Raw genomic sequence first — 15,408 nt, 5'->3', positions numbered from 1 at the left:
CCAGGCAAGATCGTTCCGCAATAGCTCAGTGGTAGAGCAACCGGCTGTTAACCGGTAGGTCGTAGGTTCAAATCCTACTTGCGGAGCCACTTTCTCTTTTGGAGAGCTGTCCGAGTGGCCGAAGGAGCACGATTGGAATTCGTGTAGGCGGCAAAACCGTCTCAAGGGTTCGAATCCCTTGCTCTCCGCCAGTTTTTCAAAATTCAAACATGGCCCGTTGGTCAAGCGGTTAAGACACCGCCCTTTCACGGCGGTAACACGGGTTCGAATCCCGTACGGGTCACCATCTAATTTTATATCGTCGCGGGGTGGAGCAGTCTGGTAGCTCGTCGGGCTCATAACCCGAAGGTCGTCGGTTCAAATCCGGCCCCCGCAATTAATGTCCGGTCTCGTGGTGTAGGGGTTAACATGCCTGCCTGTCACGCAGGAGATCGCGGGTTCGAATCCCGTCGAGACCGCCATTTTTATTTTTAAAAAATCAAGACTACATATGGCTTTGTAGCTCAGTTGGTAGAGCAAAGGACTGAAAATCCTTGTGTCGGCGGTTCGATTCCGTCCAAAGCCACCATATGTGGGGGGGTAGCGAAGTGGCTAAACGCGGCGGACTGTAAATCCGCTCCCTCGGGTTCGGCGGTTCGAATCCGCCCCCCCCCACCACTTAGGGGCATAGTTTAGCGGTAGAACTACGGTCTCCAAAACCGTCAGCGCGGGTTCGATTCCTGCTGCCCCTGTTTTTAATTTAATCATGGCGATTGTGGCGAAGTGGTTAACGCACCGGATTGTGATTCCGGCATTCGAGGGTTCAATTCCCTTCAGTCGCCCCATTATTATTGGGCTGTAGCCAAGTGGTAAGGCATCGGATTTTGATTCCGACATGCGAAGGTTCGATCCCTTCCAGCCCAGCCATTTTGCGGAAGTAGTTCAGTGGTAGAATACGACCTTGCCAAGGTCGGGGTCGCGGGTTCGAATCCCGTCTTCCGCTCCAATGACTTTTTGGCGCCATAGCCAAGTGGTAAGGCAGAGGACTGCAACTCCTCTATCGTCGGTTCGATTCCGACTGGCGCCTCCAACATAATATGCCGGTGTGGCGGAATTGGTAGACGCGCACGACTCAAAATCGTGTTCCTCTGGAGTGTCGGTTCGACTCCGACCACCGGTATCCGTATGACTCTAACTGAGGTTAGGGTCTTTTTTGTGTTCAATTTGCAGGGTAAGTGATCATTTTAATCGAATGGTTTAGAGTGTAGAAACAGGGGTGAATAACATCAACCAAAAAGAGATCGTAGAACGCTTCATCCGATTTGCTGACAACGAATGTGTAGGATCAAGTCGCTTGTATGAGATATTAGCTAGAGAAGTCGCTGAAAATGAATGGCTATTGTCTCTGTGTGAGGAGATACCTGATGGACAACCGGTGCCGAACCTGTTGTTTGGAGCTGTTCATGAGTTAGTACTTCAACACCAATCCGATGAACTAGCTATGTATTATCTGAGCGTGACGAAGAATCCAAAACAACCTGACGATGTATTTCCTTTTTTTTCTGACGTTTTGTCATACATATGAAGCTGAGATTCGCAAGCGACTCATGACGCGACTTGTCCAAACAAATGAGATTCAGCGTTGCTCGTATTTATATCCGATTTTTATGAGAATCCAACAACAGACGAAGTTGCCACTCGGCTTACTCGAAATCGGAACAAGCGCAGGCCTCCAACTTTTTGTTGATCAGTATGCCTATGAGTATAATGACGTTCCGCTTGATCCGACAAATGCCTCATCTGTAAATATTTCAGTAAGCGTTGAATCGAAAGAACCGTTCCATCTCGAGGCGACAATTCCGCTCGATATCGGTACACGTCTCGGTATAGACTTGAATGTAATTGATTTAAAGGACGAAGCAGAACGGTCGTGGATGAATGCATTAATTTGGCCGGAGCATGAAACGCGCCGTCAAATGCTCGATGCTACCATACAAGAAGTCGATTTTGACAAGGTGACACTCGTTGAAGGAGATGGCGTGTCTATATTACAAGAACTCACGACACGTATTCCTAAAACAGAGACACTGTGCATCTTCCATACGCACGTTGCGAATCAGATGCCACGTCCTGTGAAAGAAAATCTATTAGAGCAAGTGAGGCGGATCGGACAAACGCGAGACGTCTTCCATATTTATAACAATATTCAAGACCGTTACCTTCATGTCGACATGTATCAATCAGGACGCTTAACGGAGTTGACGTATGCTGAGACAGAAGGGCATGGACGGGCATTTCGTGTGATCACACCATTGGAATCCTTATTTGTTCAGGCATCAAACTAACAATTAAGATATATCGAAATATTTTTTTCAATGATTTTAGAAAAACTTACGAATACTTATTGACAGTTTAATAGTATAGGTGTATATTAACTATAGTCGCTTGAACGACAACAATATTTCATGCGGGTGTAGTTTAATGGTAAAACCTCAGCCTTCCAAGCTGATGACGAGAGTTCGATTCTCTTCACCCGCTTCATATCTCTCTGCCGAGTGGCGGAGAGATTTTTTGTATGCGAAAATATATAAAGGAGGTGAACGGAATGGACCCATACACATTAAAACAACAAATCCTCGAGTATGCCGAAACCATCGGGATCGACGAGTTGAAAGTGACAACGGCTGATCCGTTCATCGTCATGAAACAGCGACTTATTCGGCAGCAAGAGAAAGGGTTTGCCTCTGGGTTTGAAGAGCCCGACCTAGAGAAGCGTACAAACCCGGAGCTCTTACTTGAAGAAGCACAATCAATCATTGCGATCGCAATCGCGTATCCAAGTAAGTTGAAGGATGCACCACGGAGCGTCGCCGGAGAGCGGCGCGGGCTATTCGCCCGAGCCTCATGGGGACTGGATTATCATCGCGCCGTCGGCAATCGATTAGAGCAGCTTCAAGCGTACATTGAAGAGTTGGTTCCTGGTGTTCGCACGCGTTCAATGGTCGACACGGGTGAGCTCGTAGACCGGGCCGTCGCCGAACGGGCAGGGATTGGTTTTAGCGGAAAAAACTGCTCCATCATCTCACCTGAAAAGGGATCGTATTTATATTTGGGGGAAATGATTTTAGATGTCTATTTGCCGCCAGACGAAGCGATTGAAGATGGGTGTGGCGATTGTAATAAATGTATGACGGCATGTCCGACAACGGCCCTTGTGGAGCCAGGTGTACTGGATGCGAAACGTTGTATCGCCTATTTGACACAAATGAAAACGTTGATGCCACGAGAGTTTCGTTCGAAGCTCGGAGGTCGCTTATACGGATGTGATACGTGCCAGCAAGTCTGCCCGTACAACCGTAAAAAGGATTGGCGTCACCATGAAGAACTGTTACCGGAAGCAGAAATCGTCAAACCGCTCTTAGAGCCGCTCTTGACATTGAGTAACCGAGAGTTCAAACAAAAATTCGGACACTTATCTGGTGCATGGCGTGGAAAGAAACCGATTCAGCGAAATGCGATTTTGGCACTCGCACATTATCGTGAACCATCCGCGATTCCGATTTTACGTGAGTTCATCCAAAACGATGAACGTGAAGACATGCGAGCGACTGCGGTATGGGCAATCGGTGCGATTCTTGGTCCCGATGCCGAATCGATTTTTGAAGAGATTGAACGAAATGAAGCCTCTGACATGGTACATGAAGAGATTCGCATCTATCGAGAGGAGTGGGCACATGAAGATCGTGTCGTCTAAATGGGGACCGTTAGTGTATAAATTAAACGCAGCAGGTAAGCTGACCGCTCTTGAGTTCACCACGCACGAACCGACGGAGGAAGCGCCTGACTGGTTACGGGACCTCATGATGCGCGTCGAACAGGATGGGTTGGATGCATCGGATCGTACTTTCATCGAAATGAACGGGACGCTGTTTCAGCAGGAAGTATGGGATGCGCTGTTGACGATTCCATACGGGGAGACGCGGACATATAAACAAATCGCGGAACAAATCGGTCGACCGAAAGCAGTGCGTGCGGTCGGGCAAGCGCTCAATCGAAACCCGTTACCGATTTTGTTTCCGTGTCATCGGGTAATTGGAAGCAGTGGGAAACTTGTCGGTTTTGCAGGAGGATTGTCTGAAAAACAACGTCTTCTTGAATTAGAAATGAAAAAGTGAGGGAATGAACTATGGCGATTCATGTCGTAATGTTTCAACCAGAAATACCAGCAAATACAGGGAACGTCTCACGTACGTGTGCGGCGACAAACTCGGTCCTCCATTTAATTCGTCCGCTCGGTTTTTCGACAGATGATAAAATGTTGAAGCGTGCGGGATTAGATTACTGGCAATTTGTCGATGTACGCTATCATGACTCGATCGAGGAACTATGGGAAAAGCATCCGGACGGCGAATTCTTTTATATCACAAAGTATGGAGAACAATATCCGAGTGATTTAGACGTTTCGGACGTAGAAGGTGACTATTTCTTCGTCTTCGGTCGTGAAACGAAAGGTTTGCCGATGGAAGTCATCGAGAACAACTTAGATCGGTGCATCCGTCTTCCACAATCGAATCTCGTCCGTTCATTGAACGTGTCGAATACAGCTGCCATCATTGTTTATGAGGCTCTACGCCAACAAGGATATGCAGGGTTGAAATAAAAAAGAGCCGGATTCGTAAGAATCCCGGCTCTTATTCGTTACCCTCAGGTTTACGGTTATATCCAGCTGTCAAAATCGCTGCGAGGAAGACGACGCTGATTCCAACCATCAATAATAGGCCCATCCAAAAATCCCCCTTTTAATCTCCATAACTATAAATAGTATAATATACTTGGTAGTAGAATTGCACTGAATATAAGAAATTACTGTGAAATTGGAGAAGGAACATGAAAACGAATGTGTACTTACTGAGCTATGCACCACTCATCGGAATAATTTTGTTTTCCATGTCACTTGCGATTGCAACGTCCGAGTATGTGATCCAGTGGCTGAATCAAATTGGCGTATATAGTGAAATTATCGAACTGTTATCCGTGCAAGAGACGAAAGTGTTCGTATTGGTCGTGTTCTTCACCATATTCTTTATGTTGTTTAGTGCACTCAAGCTGGTTGCCGATACGTTCAATCAACTCGGCTTCGCTTTTTTTGCGAGAGAAACAAACGGAACATCGCTCCATCGTCTGAAACCTGGAGCTATCATCTTCCTCATCGGCTCGGGGATCAGTTTTCTGTTTTTAAATACATTACTTGCGGTCATCGCAGTCCTCGTTTGCACGCTACTAATGTATCTCTTTTACTATGTCTGGCAAGTGAGCCAGTCGATGTCCGTTCCGCGTGCAATTGGATTGTTGCTCATGCAAGGAGTCATGTGGGCGACATTGATCAGTGGATTAGGGTGGTCGATTCTGCGGCTCTTTAATTCTGTTGGGGATATCATCTTATGAGAGAGCTATTTGAGCCGACCTTTGATGAAATAGAGGCGTGGTGTCAATCATTTGTTCCAGAAGAGACGTTATACTGGGTAGATTCAACTTTTCTTGAAGATTTGCCGAGTGATTCCCTCATTCTACCGAGGCAAGAGTTTTCCCGTCACCCAACTTATAAAAGTCCATATCTTTCGAACGCCTATGTGACATGGATGATGGGAGAGGGTGTGACATACATTGCCCATGTCCCATCTGTTTCGATTGATCGCTTACGTCAGGACGTAAAAACCCGTTTGCTGGAATATCAGGTGGCGACGAATCGCGGGCTTGTGTTACCACTTACAATCGAGCAACGGAACGGCTTATCTGATGACGCGGTTGTCGAGAAGGATGGGCAATGTTTCATTGTCTTACACGAGTCAAACTGGAAGGAGCTTTCGACGGAAACCCGTCATTCGCTGATCTATCGCTATGCGAAAGAATGGGATATGTGGGAAGGGGAGCGATGTGACGAACGTATTCCCGCCTATCTCGCTACATATGCGAACACATTTCCGATTCGTGATGGGGATAACTGTCTTGCGGCGACTTTATTCGCCGCCACACAAAACGAATGGATGATTCATCAGTGGATTCATCCGGAGACGTTTCTGCAAACGATTCAGTTTAGCGGTTATAAAACCGTGACGGATGTTATTCCGGAATCGGATGACGTCCTCACCTTTTGGGATGGTGGAGGACAGCTCGTTCATGCTAGTTACTGCATTCGGCAAAACCTTTACTTCAACAAGCATGGTCAAGTTCGTTTCAATCCATGGAAACTCATCCACCACGATGAATTAATGAAACAGTGGGGAGATTATCGGATGCAAGTCGAACGTAGATCAAAAAGCGAATGAGACCATGACAAAAAGAGTCAGCCGATGAAAAAACGGCTGACTCTTTTTAATCAATGTGCCTCCGTCCAGACAATCGCTGGATAAGCTCGGTTGGCGAGTTCAGGGAACGGACGAGGCTTGTCGGCTCCAAGCCAAATCGCCGTGATGGTTTGATCTGTTAATCCGACGTACCACATATCTTTATTGTCATTCGTCGTGCCTGTCTTTCCTCCAAGGTATTCGTAATCACGTTTCACTTTACTCGCGTAACGTCCCGTTCCGTACGTCGTGACGGTCGATAAAGCCTTCTTCATCACGTTCATGGTATCGGGAGACCAGACTGCCTCTTCTTTCAAAATAGGCGTCAGTGCGGGCTCACCAGATTTGAATGTGATTTGTTTAATCGTATGACCGGATGTATAGACACCTTTGTTTAAGAACGGTGTGTAAGCGGCCGCAAGTTCTTTCGGAGAGACACCTTGTGTGAGCCCACCGAGCGCGCTCGCTAAGTTTTCGTTCTGTTCATCCCATTGACTGAACATCATGTCAGCCGTCTCGTAGGCACGTCGCTGATCGATTGCCGAAAAAGCCGCCAAGGCTGGCGTGTTGTAGGAGTAGGCGACTGCATCTTTCAATAACACATCGCCTAACACACGGTCGTGACTGTTCCCAGGACAATAGGAACCGTAACATGTCGGTCGACCATCGAGAATTGTATCAAGCGTTGCCTTAGTCTCTTCGATGAACGGGGCGAACACGAGAATCGGTTTGATCGCGGAACCCGGTTGACGATAGGCTTGAGTCGCTCGGTTAAATTCACCGACTTGTGTCATTTCTGAATCGACCATCGCCACAATTCGTCCTTGAGGTGTCAGTTCTGTATATCCTCCGTTCAACCCGGATGGAAGTTGACTCATCACGGCTTTTGCTTTCGTCTGTTTGGCTGTCGATAAGTATGTCTCGATCGTCGCTTCATGCGTCGATAAATAGTCTCTTGCTTCGGCGTCATCCAAGTCATACCGTGAACGGACTAACTGAATCGCCTCGCGGACGGCCGTATCCATATAATCCGGATATTGAATCGTTTGATTTCGGTAAGAAGCCTCTAGGTGCACACCATAATATTGGTCATAGGCACTCTTTGAGATGACACCTGCTTCAAATAGTTGTGTCAAAATCCGATCTTTTCGTTCGAAGTATGCATCTGATGGATTGAGCGGGTCATAGAGTGACGGGTTATTCGGTACCGTCAATAAGTAGGCGAGTTGATTCCAGTTTAGATCGGCGAGCGGTCTCGAAAAGTATGTATCGGCCGCAGATTGAATCCCATATACGTTATGTCCGAAGAAAATAACATTGCTATAAGCGGTTAATATTTCTTTCTTGCTATAGTTTTCTTCAAGCGCTCGTGCGATCAATAATTCCTTTACTTTACGCTCATATGTCCGTTCATGAGTAAGGTAAACATTTCGTGCGAGCTGTTGGGTGATGGTACTTCCACCTTGAACAGATGTCTCATTTGCGTTATTAATAAATGCCCTGGCAATCCCGCTCAAATCGTAGCCGGGATGGGCGTTAAATTTTCGGTCTTCGATGATCATAATGGCTTCTTGAATGTGTTCGGGCAATGCCTTGGGTGAGACATCATTTCTGCGTCCTGCCAAGTAAATTTGCTGTTCGCCGCCATTGTAAGCGAGCGTGATGGCATGTTTCGACGAGAGTGGTTGGGCTGACACCAGCTCTTGTCCCCAAGATAAGATTTCATCAGTCTTTTTGATTTCTTCTTTCAATGCATTTGCGAGTGTCAAGGAAGTCGCTAATAGTCCCGCAAAAAATAAGATTCCAATCCAAGCTCTCATCGTTTCACCTCTTTCTATTCATTATATCGTCAAATTTACAAAAAAATAAAAATGTAAACGTTATCATATAATAATTCGAGAAGGAATACTTTAGGAAAGAGCGAAAAAGGGTAAAAGAGGTTGTATATTACGATTTTGAGGAGGCTTATTATTTATGAAGCAAGAAATGGTTGCAATGCTCCTTGCGGGAGGAGAAGGAAAACGATTGGGGCCTCTCACGCGAAAAACGGCGAAGCCTGCCGTTCATTTTGGCGGAAAGTACCGCATTATCGATTTCCCATTGTCAAACTGCACGAACTCTGGAATTACAACAGTCGGGGTGTTGACGCAATACGAGCCACTTGAATTGAATCGTTACTTAGGAATCGGGACGGCATGGGATTTAGATCGTCGCAATGGGGGATTAGCGATTCTTCCACCTTACCAAGCACAGTCGGGGAAAAATTGGTACGAAGGGACAGCGAATGCGATCTATCGTAACTTGAGCTATATCGACGCTTATGAGCCAGATTATGTCTTGATTCTGTCAGGAGACCACATCTACAAGATGGACTACGAGAAGATGCTCGAAGCCCATAAAGAAAGACAAGCTGATGTGACAATCTCCGTAATGGAAGTACCGTGGGACGAAGCGTCACGTTTCGGGATTTTGAACACGGCGGATGACCTACGCATCAATGAGTTCGAAGAGAAACCTGAAGAGCCGAAGAGCAACTTGGCATCGATGGGGATTTATATCTTCAACTGGAGTGTCTTGCGTGAGCATTTGATTAAAGATGCGGAGGATGAGACGTCAAGCTTTGACTTCGGGAAGAACATCATTCCAAACACACTTCTCCAAGGACTTGATGTTTTCGCTTATAAATTCAAAGGATATTGGAAAGACGTCGGAACCATTCAATCGCTTTGGGAAGCAAACATGGATCTGTTAGAAGAAGAACCACCATTTGATTTGTATGATCCGAACTGGAAAATTTATTCGGTCAATCCGAATCAGACACCACAATATATCGGTAAAGATGCCTGCGTCGAGCAGTCTGTGATCAATGAAGGGTGTCATATCGAAGGGGAAGTTCAACATTCGGTCTTGTTCTATGACGTTCGTGTCGGAGAAGGATCGCTCGTGAAAGACTCGGTCATCATGCCGGGAGCTAGAATCGGGAAAGATGTAACAATTCACAGAGCCATTGTCGCAAGCTGTGCAGTCATTGAAGACGGCGCGACAGTCGGTGAGCCGGGTGGTGAAATCGTTGTTATTGAACCACACGAAAACATTGAAAGCGGAACCGTCTTCAAACAAAGAGTTTGAAACGAGTAAAGATCGACGCAAGGAGGCGTTACTGTTGACGAACGATTTATTAGGGGTCATTAACTTAGGAACGGAGCAAGGTCTGTTTCCAGAATTCACAGGTCATCGTAATTTAGCAGCGGTTCCATTCTCGGGGCGCTATCGTCTGATTGATTTCACGTTGACGAATATGATCACACAAAACATCAGTCAAGTCGGGATTTTCACGTTAGACAAGTACCGCTCATTGATGGACCATCTCGGCTCGGGGAAAGAATGGGATTTGGACCGTTCACAAGGGGGACTTCACATTTTCCCACCTGCCTTAAAGCCGGACGGGGAAGCGTATCTTGGTGACTTAGCCAACTTCTCGATGCACCGAGAACATTTCATTCGCAGCAAGCAGCCGTATGTTGTCATTACGGGCTCGAACGTGTTGACGACGATTGACTATAACGACATGCTTGAGCATCACAAGTCGATGGGCGCGGACATTACGCTTGCCTATACGACGCATGAGCAGAAATGCGGCTACTGTCGTCCAATCCGCCTCGGCGAGAATGATCGCGTCGTTGGCGTGTCAGAACGCGGCTTTTCACCAGATGATGAATACGCTTATACAGAAACGATCGTCATGTCGAAAAATCTCTTTATGCGTCTCGTCGACGAAGCGACGTCTAAAGGAGAATACGATTTATTAGACGGTGTCATTCGCCCTCAGCTCCACCGTTTGCATGTACACGGCTACCATTATGTCGGGAAAATGCAGGTCATCCACTCGGTGCTTTCGTACTATAACGAAAGTATGCGATTGCTTCGTGGGGAAGGAATCATTTATGACTTCCCGCACATCTATACGAAAATCAAGCATGAGCCACCGACTCGTTATTTGAAAGGGTCAAAAGTGAATGAAGCGCTCGTCGCGAACGGGTGTAAGATTCATGGCGAAGTTCAAAACAGTATTCTCTTCCGTGGTGTTCAAGTGAGTAAGCACGCCCGCGTGAAAAACTCAATCATCTCGTCGAAGTCAATCATTGAAGAAGGTGCTGTCGTCGAAAACGCAATCCTGGATAAGGAAGTCGTCGTAAAACGAGGACAGGTCATCCGAGGTACAATCGACGAGCCGATTGTCATCGCAAAACGAACAGTGGTGTGAGGAGGATTTTATGAAAATTTGGTATGTTGCTTCAGAAGCGGCACCGTTCATGAAAACGGGGGGGCTCGCCGACGTTGTCGGTTCGCTCCCTCAAGCGGTGGCGGATTTAGGAGAAGAAGTGAGCGTCGTCATGCCGAAATATGGCTCGATTGCTGACGAATATGTGGACGAGATGGAATATTTGTTCGACCTGATCGTTCCGGTCGGTTGGCGGAAGCAATTCGGTGCGGTCTTGAAATTAGAGCGAGATGGCATCACGTATTATTTCATCGATAACGAGTATTACTTTAAACGTGACGGTGTTTTATATGGACACTTTGATGATGCGGAACGCTTTGCCTTCTTTTCACGGGCGGTTCTCGAAATGATTAGGAAGATGGAAGATGTACCTGATGTCCTTCATTGCCATGACTGGCAGACAGGGATTTTACCGGCCTTCTTACGAATTCATTATCAACATATTGAAGCGTATCAACGCATTCGCACAGTCTATACTATCCATAACCTGCAATACCAAGGGATTTTCCCAGAAGAGATTCTCGGCGAACTGTTACAGTTCGGTCCTGAACATTTTACGGCCGAAGGCATTCAACATAATGGTCTCGTCAATTACATGAAAGCCGGAATCGTGCATTCTGATCAAATTACGACCGTCAGCCCGTCATATCGAGACGAAATCATGGAACCGTATTACGGTGAAGGATTGGACGGAGCCTTACGTCATCGTGCGGTCGACGTCCGAGGGATTTTAAACGGAATCGATTTGGCAACGAACGATCCGTTTACAGATCCGCGTATCGAACAGACGTATAACCTCGATACGTACAAAGAAGGTAAACTCGCCAATAAACGAGCGTTACAAGAACGACTCGGTCTTGAGGTTCGAGATGATGTCATGCTCATCGGGTTCGTTAGCCGTCTCGTCGACCAAAAAGGGCTCGATTTGATTAACGGAGTATTTGAAGAACTCGGTCAGTTGCCATGCCAATTCGCATTTCTCGGTTCCGGACAGCCAGAATATGAAGGAATCGTTCACGAGATGACAGCAGCACATCCAGGGAAAGTGGGCTCATATATCGGTTTTGACATCGAACTCGCACACTTAATTTACGCTGGATCGGATGCTTTTTTAATGCCGTCACGTTTTGAACCTTGTGGACTCAGCCAATTGATTTCGATGCGCTATGGGACGTTACCGATTGTCCGTGAAACGGGTGGACTTCGTGACACGGTGAAGCCGTATAACGAGTTCACACAAGAAGGGACCGGATTCGGGTTCATGAACTATAATGCTCACGAAATGTTGGCAACAATCGAAAAAGCGATTCGTGTCTTCTATGAGAAAGAAAATTGGCATGCCCTCGTCCATCAGGCGATGACCGCGGACTTTAGCTGGAAACAATCCGCCAAGCAATATCGTGAGTTATATCATTTATTCGCATGAGTGGAAGGAGCTAACTTGATTTATGTTCACAGATAAACAGAGCTTTGTCGACGCGTTTAAAGAACGATTCATCGCATTGAATGGGAAGTCGATCGAAGATGGGACAGAGCAGGAAGTGTATCAAACCTTGGCAACGATGGTGCGCGAACAGGCCATGCCAAAATGGATTCATACGCGCGACCGTCAAGAAGAAAAACATAGCAAGCAAGTCATCTACTTCTCGCTTGAGTTTTTATTAGGTCGTTTCCTGTACAACAACTTGTTGAGTCTAGACGTGTTAGAGCTCGTCAAAGAAGGACTCGAGGACCTCGGATATGACTTTACGGAGATCACAGAGCTAGAACCAGAACCGGGACTTGGAAATGGAGGTCTTGGTCGCCTAGCAGCCTGCTTCCTCGATTCATTGGCCGCGCTCAGTTTGCCTGGTCACGGGAACGGGATTCGTTACCGGTATGGGCTTTTCAAACAAAAGATTGTCGATGGGTATCAAGTCGAGTTGCCGGACAACTGGCTACGTGACGGGAACATGTGGGAGACGAGACGTCAGGATAAAGCGGTCGACATCAACTTCGGCGGATGGATTGAGATGAAGCAAATCGGTGATCGGTTGCGCGTCGTCCATCATCCAGACGAAGTCGTGAGAGCAGTGCCGTACGACATGCCCATCATCGGCTATCAAAATGACGTCGTGAATACGTTACGTCTTTGGAATGCCGAATCACCACTTGACGATGAGGCGTATTTGGAGAAAACGAAAGGGACGTATAAAGACTTGTTGCGACATAAGCAGTCGATTGCGACCATTTCGGAATTTTTATATCCAGACGATACGACGTATGAAGGAAAAGTATTGCGTTTAAAACAACAGTACTTCTTTGTGTCGGCAGGGATTCAATCGTTGCTCGCTTCTTATATGAAACGGAATAAATCCCTCAAACAATTAGGGGACCATTATGCCATCCATATCAACGATACGCACCCGGTTGTCGCAATCCCTGAACTGATGCGAATCTTGATGGATGAGCATGGATATGGTTGGGATGAGGCGTGGCGCATCACGAAGAGCGTCATGTCGTTCACGAACCATACGCTCCTCGCTGAAGCGTTAGAGAAATGGCCGGTCGAGATGTATCAACGACTATTACCACGTGTGTATCAGATTATCGAAGAGATTAATCGACGCTTCTGTCGGGACGTATTAGTCAACTATCCTCATCTTGAATCACATATGGGTGAAATCGCAATCGTGTCGAATGAACACATCAATATGGCGAACCTAGCCGTCGTTGGCTCGCATTCCACGAACGGGGTTGCCCAGATTCATACCGATATCTTGAAACAGCGTGAGATGCGTTATTTATATGAGATGTTCCCGCTTCGCTTCAACAACAAGACGAACGGAATCACACATCGACGTTGGCTCTTGAAGTCGAATCCACGATTGTCTGATGCGATTACGGAGGCGATTGGTCCGTCATGGATTGAGCATCCGAACGATTTGGAGAAGTTGATGGGTGTCTCGAAAGATAAGAGTTTCCAAGAGATTGTGATGGATGTGAAACAACAGAACAAATTTGATTTGGCTGCTTACATTCAGGAAGAGACGGGAGAAACCGTTGACCCACACTCAATTTTTGATGTTCAAGTCAAACGTCTCCACGCCTATAAGCGTCAGCTTCTAAACGCTCTTCATATCCATGCACTTTACTTGAAGATTCAAGCGGATCCGACGTTTACGATGGTCCCGCGTACGTTTATTTTTGGTGCGAAGGCGGCACCGGGGTACCATTATGCGAAAGAAATCATTCGCTATATCAATGCGCTTGCTACTTTAATCAATAAAGATAAGCGGGCGAGCCAATTCATCAAAGTCATCTTCCTTGAGAACTATCGTGTCTCGATGGCTGAACGTATTTTCCCAGGGTCTGACTTGAGCGAACAAATCTCGACGGCGAGCTACGAGGCATCGGGTACCGGCAACATGAAATTCATGATGAACGGTGCGTTGACGATCGGTACGCTAGATGGGGCCAATATCGAGATTCGTGACGCGGTCGGAGACGATCATATCTTTATTTTTGGGTTATCCCCACAAGAAGTCATGAACTATAAAAAATTCGGGGGATACCATGCGGCGGAGATTTATCACGCCCATCAAGAAATCAAAGATGTGGTTGACGGTCTCGTCAATGGGACGTTCGATAAGGTGGGCGAATATCAGTTCCAGTCGATTTTCGATTCACTTCTCGTCTATAACGATGACTTCCTCGTATTGAAAGACTTCGTCTCTTATATGCGAGCACAGCGACGTGTCGATGAAGTATTCAGTGATCGTTCGCGTTGGGCAGAGAGCTCAATCGTCAACACAGCAAAATCGGGGATCTTCTCAAGTGACCGGACCATCACGGAATATGCGAATGCGGTCTGGAATATCAAACCGACGAGCGTTAAATAAAGATTTTTTGGAATAACATTAAAATCGGTGTAAAATAAAAACGATCCACCCGTCACGGGTGGACCTCGTTTTCTGGATAGCTGATCCAGTCAGAATAGGATCCTGGATAGAGTCGAACATCGTCTTTACCGAGGGCGTGTAGCGCGAGAATATTGACACAGGCGGTCACACCACTACCGCAATAAAAGATTGGATTTTCGACAGAAAGAACGTCTTTATAGAGTTCTTTTAAATCGTGAAAGTCCTCTAATGTACCGAGCTCCGTGATGGCCTCGGCATAAGAACAGAGCAACGCGTTCGGGATATGACCTGCTTTTTTGTCAATCGGTTCATGTGACCCGTTGAAGCGGTCTTCTGTTCGTGAATCATAGAGGGAGCCGCTTGTGGCAGCTTTCACCTCTTCGAGTGTCGCGATCATGTCGTCTCGGAAGTCTGGTGTATAGTCACTCGCTGGATAGTTTGGGACGTCCGTCGTAGTCTCACCGCAATAGGTGATGCCAGATTGGATGCCGCCTTCTAAGACAACGACCCGTTCGTGACCGGCCCATTTGAAGAGCCACCATGCACGAGCTGCGAATGGGAAGCCGTCATCATAAATGATGACCAAATCTTCTTTATTAAGGCCGATGCGGCGGAGCGTTGCCGTCCACGCTTCTTTTGAAGGAAGCGGGTGACGTCCGCCATGTTCGCCGAGCGGACCGGACAAGTCTTCCATCAAGTCGAGAAAGACAGCGTTCGGAAGGTGTCCCTTTCGGTAGACATATTTACCATAGGACGCGTCGTTTAGTGAATATCGGCAATCGATGAAACGAATCGAGTTCGTATGCACGATTTGTTTTAATTCTTGGGCACGCATTGTTGGAAACATTAATATCACCTCGAGGTTTCGTTACTCTCATCGTATACAAGATGGAAGCAATTG

General features: G+C 46.8%; 13 protein-coding genes and 14 tRNA genes. 25 read left to right on the top strand and 2 right to left on the bottom strand.

The annotated features are described in order from the left end of the window. Positions 1-14 precede the first annotated feature (14 nt). The 21 genes from KNO85_RS10595 to KNO85_RS10500 all read left to right on the top strand — a co-directional run bounded on the left by KNO85_RS10595 (position 15) and on the right by KNO85_RS10500 (position 6,305). Positions 15-89, top strand: a tRNA-Asn gene (locus KNO85_RS10595). Between the two features lie 11 nt (positions 90-100). Next, positions 101-191, top strand: a tRNA-Ser gene (locus KNO85_RS10590). 20 nt (positions 192-211) lie between these two features. Then, positions 212-286: transfer RNA gene (locus KNO85_RS10585), tRNA-Glu, on the top strand. Between the two features lie 16 nt (positions 287-302). Further along, positions 303-376, top strand: a tRNA-Met gene (locus tag KNO85_RS10580). A 9-nt stretch (positions 377-385) separates the two neighbouring features. Then, positions 386-461 (top strand) — tRNA-Asp (locus KNO85_RS10575). A 31-nt stretch (positions 462-492) separates the two neighbouring features. Continuing rightward, positions 493-568 (top strand) — tRNA-Phe (locus KNO85_RS10570). 5 nt (positions 569-573) lie between these two features. Further along, positions 574-657, top strand: a tRNA-Tyr gene (locus KNO85_RS10565). 3 nt (positions 658-660) lie between these two features. Next, a tRNA-Trp gene (locus tag KNO85_RS10560) sits at positions 661-731 on the top strand. A gap of 17 nt (positions 732-748) precedes the next feature. Next, positions 749-824 (top strand) — tRNA-His (locus tag KNO85_RS10555). Positions 825-831: 7 nt separating this feature from the next. Continuing rightward, a tRNA-Gln gene (locus KNO85_RS10550) sits at positions 832-906 on the top strand. Positions 907-910: 4 nt separating this feature from the next. After that, positions 911-985, top strand: a tRNA-Gly gene (locus KNO85_RS10545). A gap of 10 nt (positions 986-995) precedes the next feature. Further along, a tRNA-Cys gene (locus KNO85_RS10540) sits at positions 996-1,069 on the top strand. Between the two features lie 9 nt (positions 1,070-1,078). After that, positions 1,079-1,159, top strand: a tRNA-Leu gene (locus KNO85_RS10535). Positions 1,160-1,255: 96 nt separating this feature from the next. Next, on the top strand, positions 1,256-1,564 hold the full coding sequence (locus tag KNO85_RS14925; RefSeq protein ID WP_260570026.1) for a DUF2332 domain-containing protein: 309 nt from the start codon (positions 1,256-1,258) through the stop codon (positions 1,562-1,564). 22 nt (positions 1,565-1,586) lie between these two features. Next, the gene (locus tag KNO85_RS10530; protein WP_251130624.1) at positions 1,587-2,324 is read left to right on the top strand and encodes a DUF2332 domain-containing protein; all 738 of its coding nucleotides are present in this window, start codon (positions 1,587-1,589) and stop codon (positions 2,322-2,324) included. 122 nt (positions 2,325-2,446) lie between these two features. After that, a tRNA-Gly gene (locus KNO85_RS10525) sits at positions 2,447-2,517 on the top strand. Between the two features lie 67 nt (positions 2,518-2,584). After that, on the top strand, positions 2,585-3,733 hold the full coding sequence (gene queG, locus KNO85_RS10520; protein ID WP_214789749.1) for a tRNA epoxyqueuosine(34) reductase QueG: 1,149 nt from the start codon (positions 2,585-2,587) through the stop codon (positions 3,731-3,733). Next, positions 3,714-4,154: a methylated-DNA--[protein]-cysteine S-methyltransferase gene (locus tag KNO85_RS10515; RefSeq protein ID WP_214789747.1), complete on the top strand. Its 441-nt coding sequence runs from the start codon at positions 3,714-3,716 to the stop codon at positions 4,152-4,154. Before queG ends, KNO85_RS10515 begins: the two co-directional genes overlap by 20 nt. An 11-nt stretch (positions 4,155-4,165) precedes the next feature. After that, positions 4,166-4,639: a tRNA (uridine(34)/cytosine(34)/5-carboxymethylaminomethyluridine(34)-2'-O)-methyltransferase TrmL gene (gene trmL, locus KNO85_RS10510; RefSeq protein WP_214789745.1), complete on the top strand. Its 474-nt coding sequence runs from the start codon at positions 4,166-4,168 to the stop codon at positions 4,637-4,639. A gap of 227 nt (positions 4,640-4,866) precedes the next feature. After that, positions 4,867-5,424: a DUF5366 family protein gene (locus KNO85_RS10505; RefSeq protein WP_214789743.1), complete on the top strand. Its 558-nt coding sequence runs from the start codon at positions 4,867-4,869 to the stop codon at positions 5,422-5,424. Next, the gene (locus KNO85_RS10500) at positions 5,421-6,305 is read left to right on the top strand and encodes a hypothetical protein (protein ID WP_214789741.1); all 885 of its coding nucleotides are present in this window, start codon (positions 5,421-5,423) and stop codon (positions 6,303-6,305) included. Before KNO85_RS10505 ends, KNO85_RS10500 begins: the two co-directional genes overlap by 4 nt. Positions 6,306-6,355: 50 nt before the next feature. On the opposite strand, the gene KNO85_RS10495 is transcribed toward KNO85_RS10500, so the two are convergent. Beyond that, positions 6,356-8,143 carry a transglycosylase domain-containing protein gene (locus KNO85_RS10495; RefSeq protein WP_214789739.1) on the bottom strand — a complete coding sequence of 596 codons (1,788 nt, stop codon included), beginning with the start codon at positions 8,141-8,143 and terminating at the stop codon, positions 6,356-6,358. A gap of 154 nt (positions 8,144-8,297) precedes the next feature. On the opposite strand from KNO85_RS10495, the gene KNO85_RS10490 reads away from it, so the two are divergent. Genes KNO85_RS10490 through KNO85_RS10475 form a run of 4 tightly spaced genes read left to right on the top strand, consistent with a single transcriptional unit; the run spans position 8,298 to position 14,486 of the window. Then, the gene (locus KNO85_RS10490) at positions 8,298-9,452 is read left to right on the top strand and encodes a glucose-1-phosphate adenylyltransferase (RefSeq protein ID WP_214789737.1); all 1,155 of its coding nucleotides are present in this window, start codon (positions 8,298-8,300) and stop codon (positions 9,450-9,452) included. Next, positions 9,394-10,587: a glucose-1-phosphate adenylyltransferase subunit GlgD gene (gene glgD, locus KNO85_RS10485; RefSeq protein WP_251126761.1), complete on the top strand. Its 1,194-nt coding sequence runs from the start codon at positions 9,394-9,396 to the stop codon at positions 10,585-10,587. The genes KNO85_RS10490 and glgD overlap by 59 nt, the downstream gene beginning before the upstream one ends. A gap of 10 nt (positions 10,588-10,597) precedes the next feature. After that, positions 10,598-12,031: a glycogen synthase GlgA gene (gene glgA, locus KNO85_RS10480; protein WP_214789735.1), complete on the top strand. Its 1,434-nt coding sequence runs from the start codon at positions 10,598-10,600 to the stop codon at positions 12,029-12,031. Between the two features lie 22 nt (positions 12,032-12,053). Then, positions 12,054-14,486, top strand: a complete 2,433-nt coding sequence (locus KNO85_RS10475; RefSeq protein ID WP_214789733.1) for a glycogen/starch/alpha-glucan phosphorylase — start codon at positions 12,054-12,056, stop codon at positions 14,484-14,486. A 52-nt stretch (positions 14,487-14,538) separates the two neighbouring features. Here the strand turns inward: KNO85_RS10475 and KNO85_RS10470 are convergent, their stop codons facing one another. Further along, the gene (locus KNO85_RS10470) at positions 14,539-15,354 is read right to left on the bottom strand and encodes a sulfurtransferase (RefSeq protein WP_214789731.1); all 816 of its coding nucleotides are present in this window, start codon (positions 15,352-15,354) and stop codon (positions 14,539-14,541) included. Between the last annotated feature and the right edge of the window lie 54 nt (positions 15,355-15,408).

It is taken from the genome of Exiguobacterium sp. s124 (assembly GCF_018617485.1).
Classification (GTDB): Bacteria; Bacillota; Bacilli; order Exiguobacteriales; family Exiguobacteriaceae; genus Exiguobacterium; species Exiguobacterium aestuarii.
The sequence above is the reverse complement of the archived record's forward strand: the minus strand, read 5'-3'. Positions and strand labels throughout refer to the sequence as shown.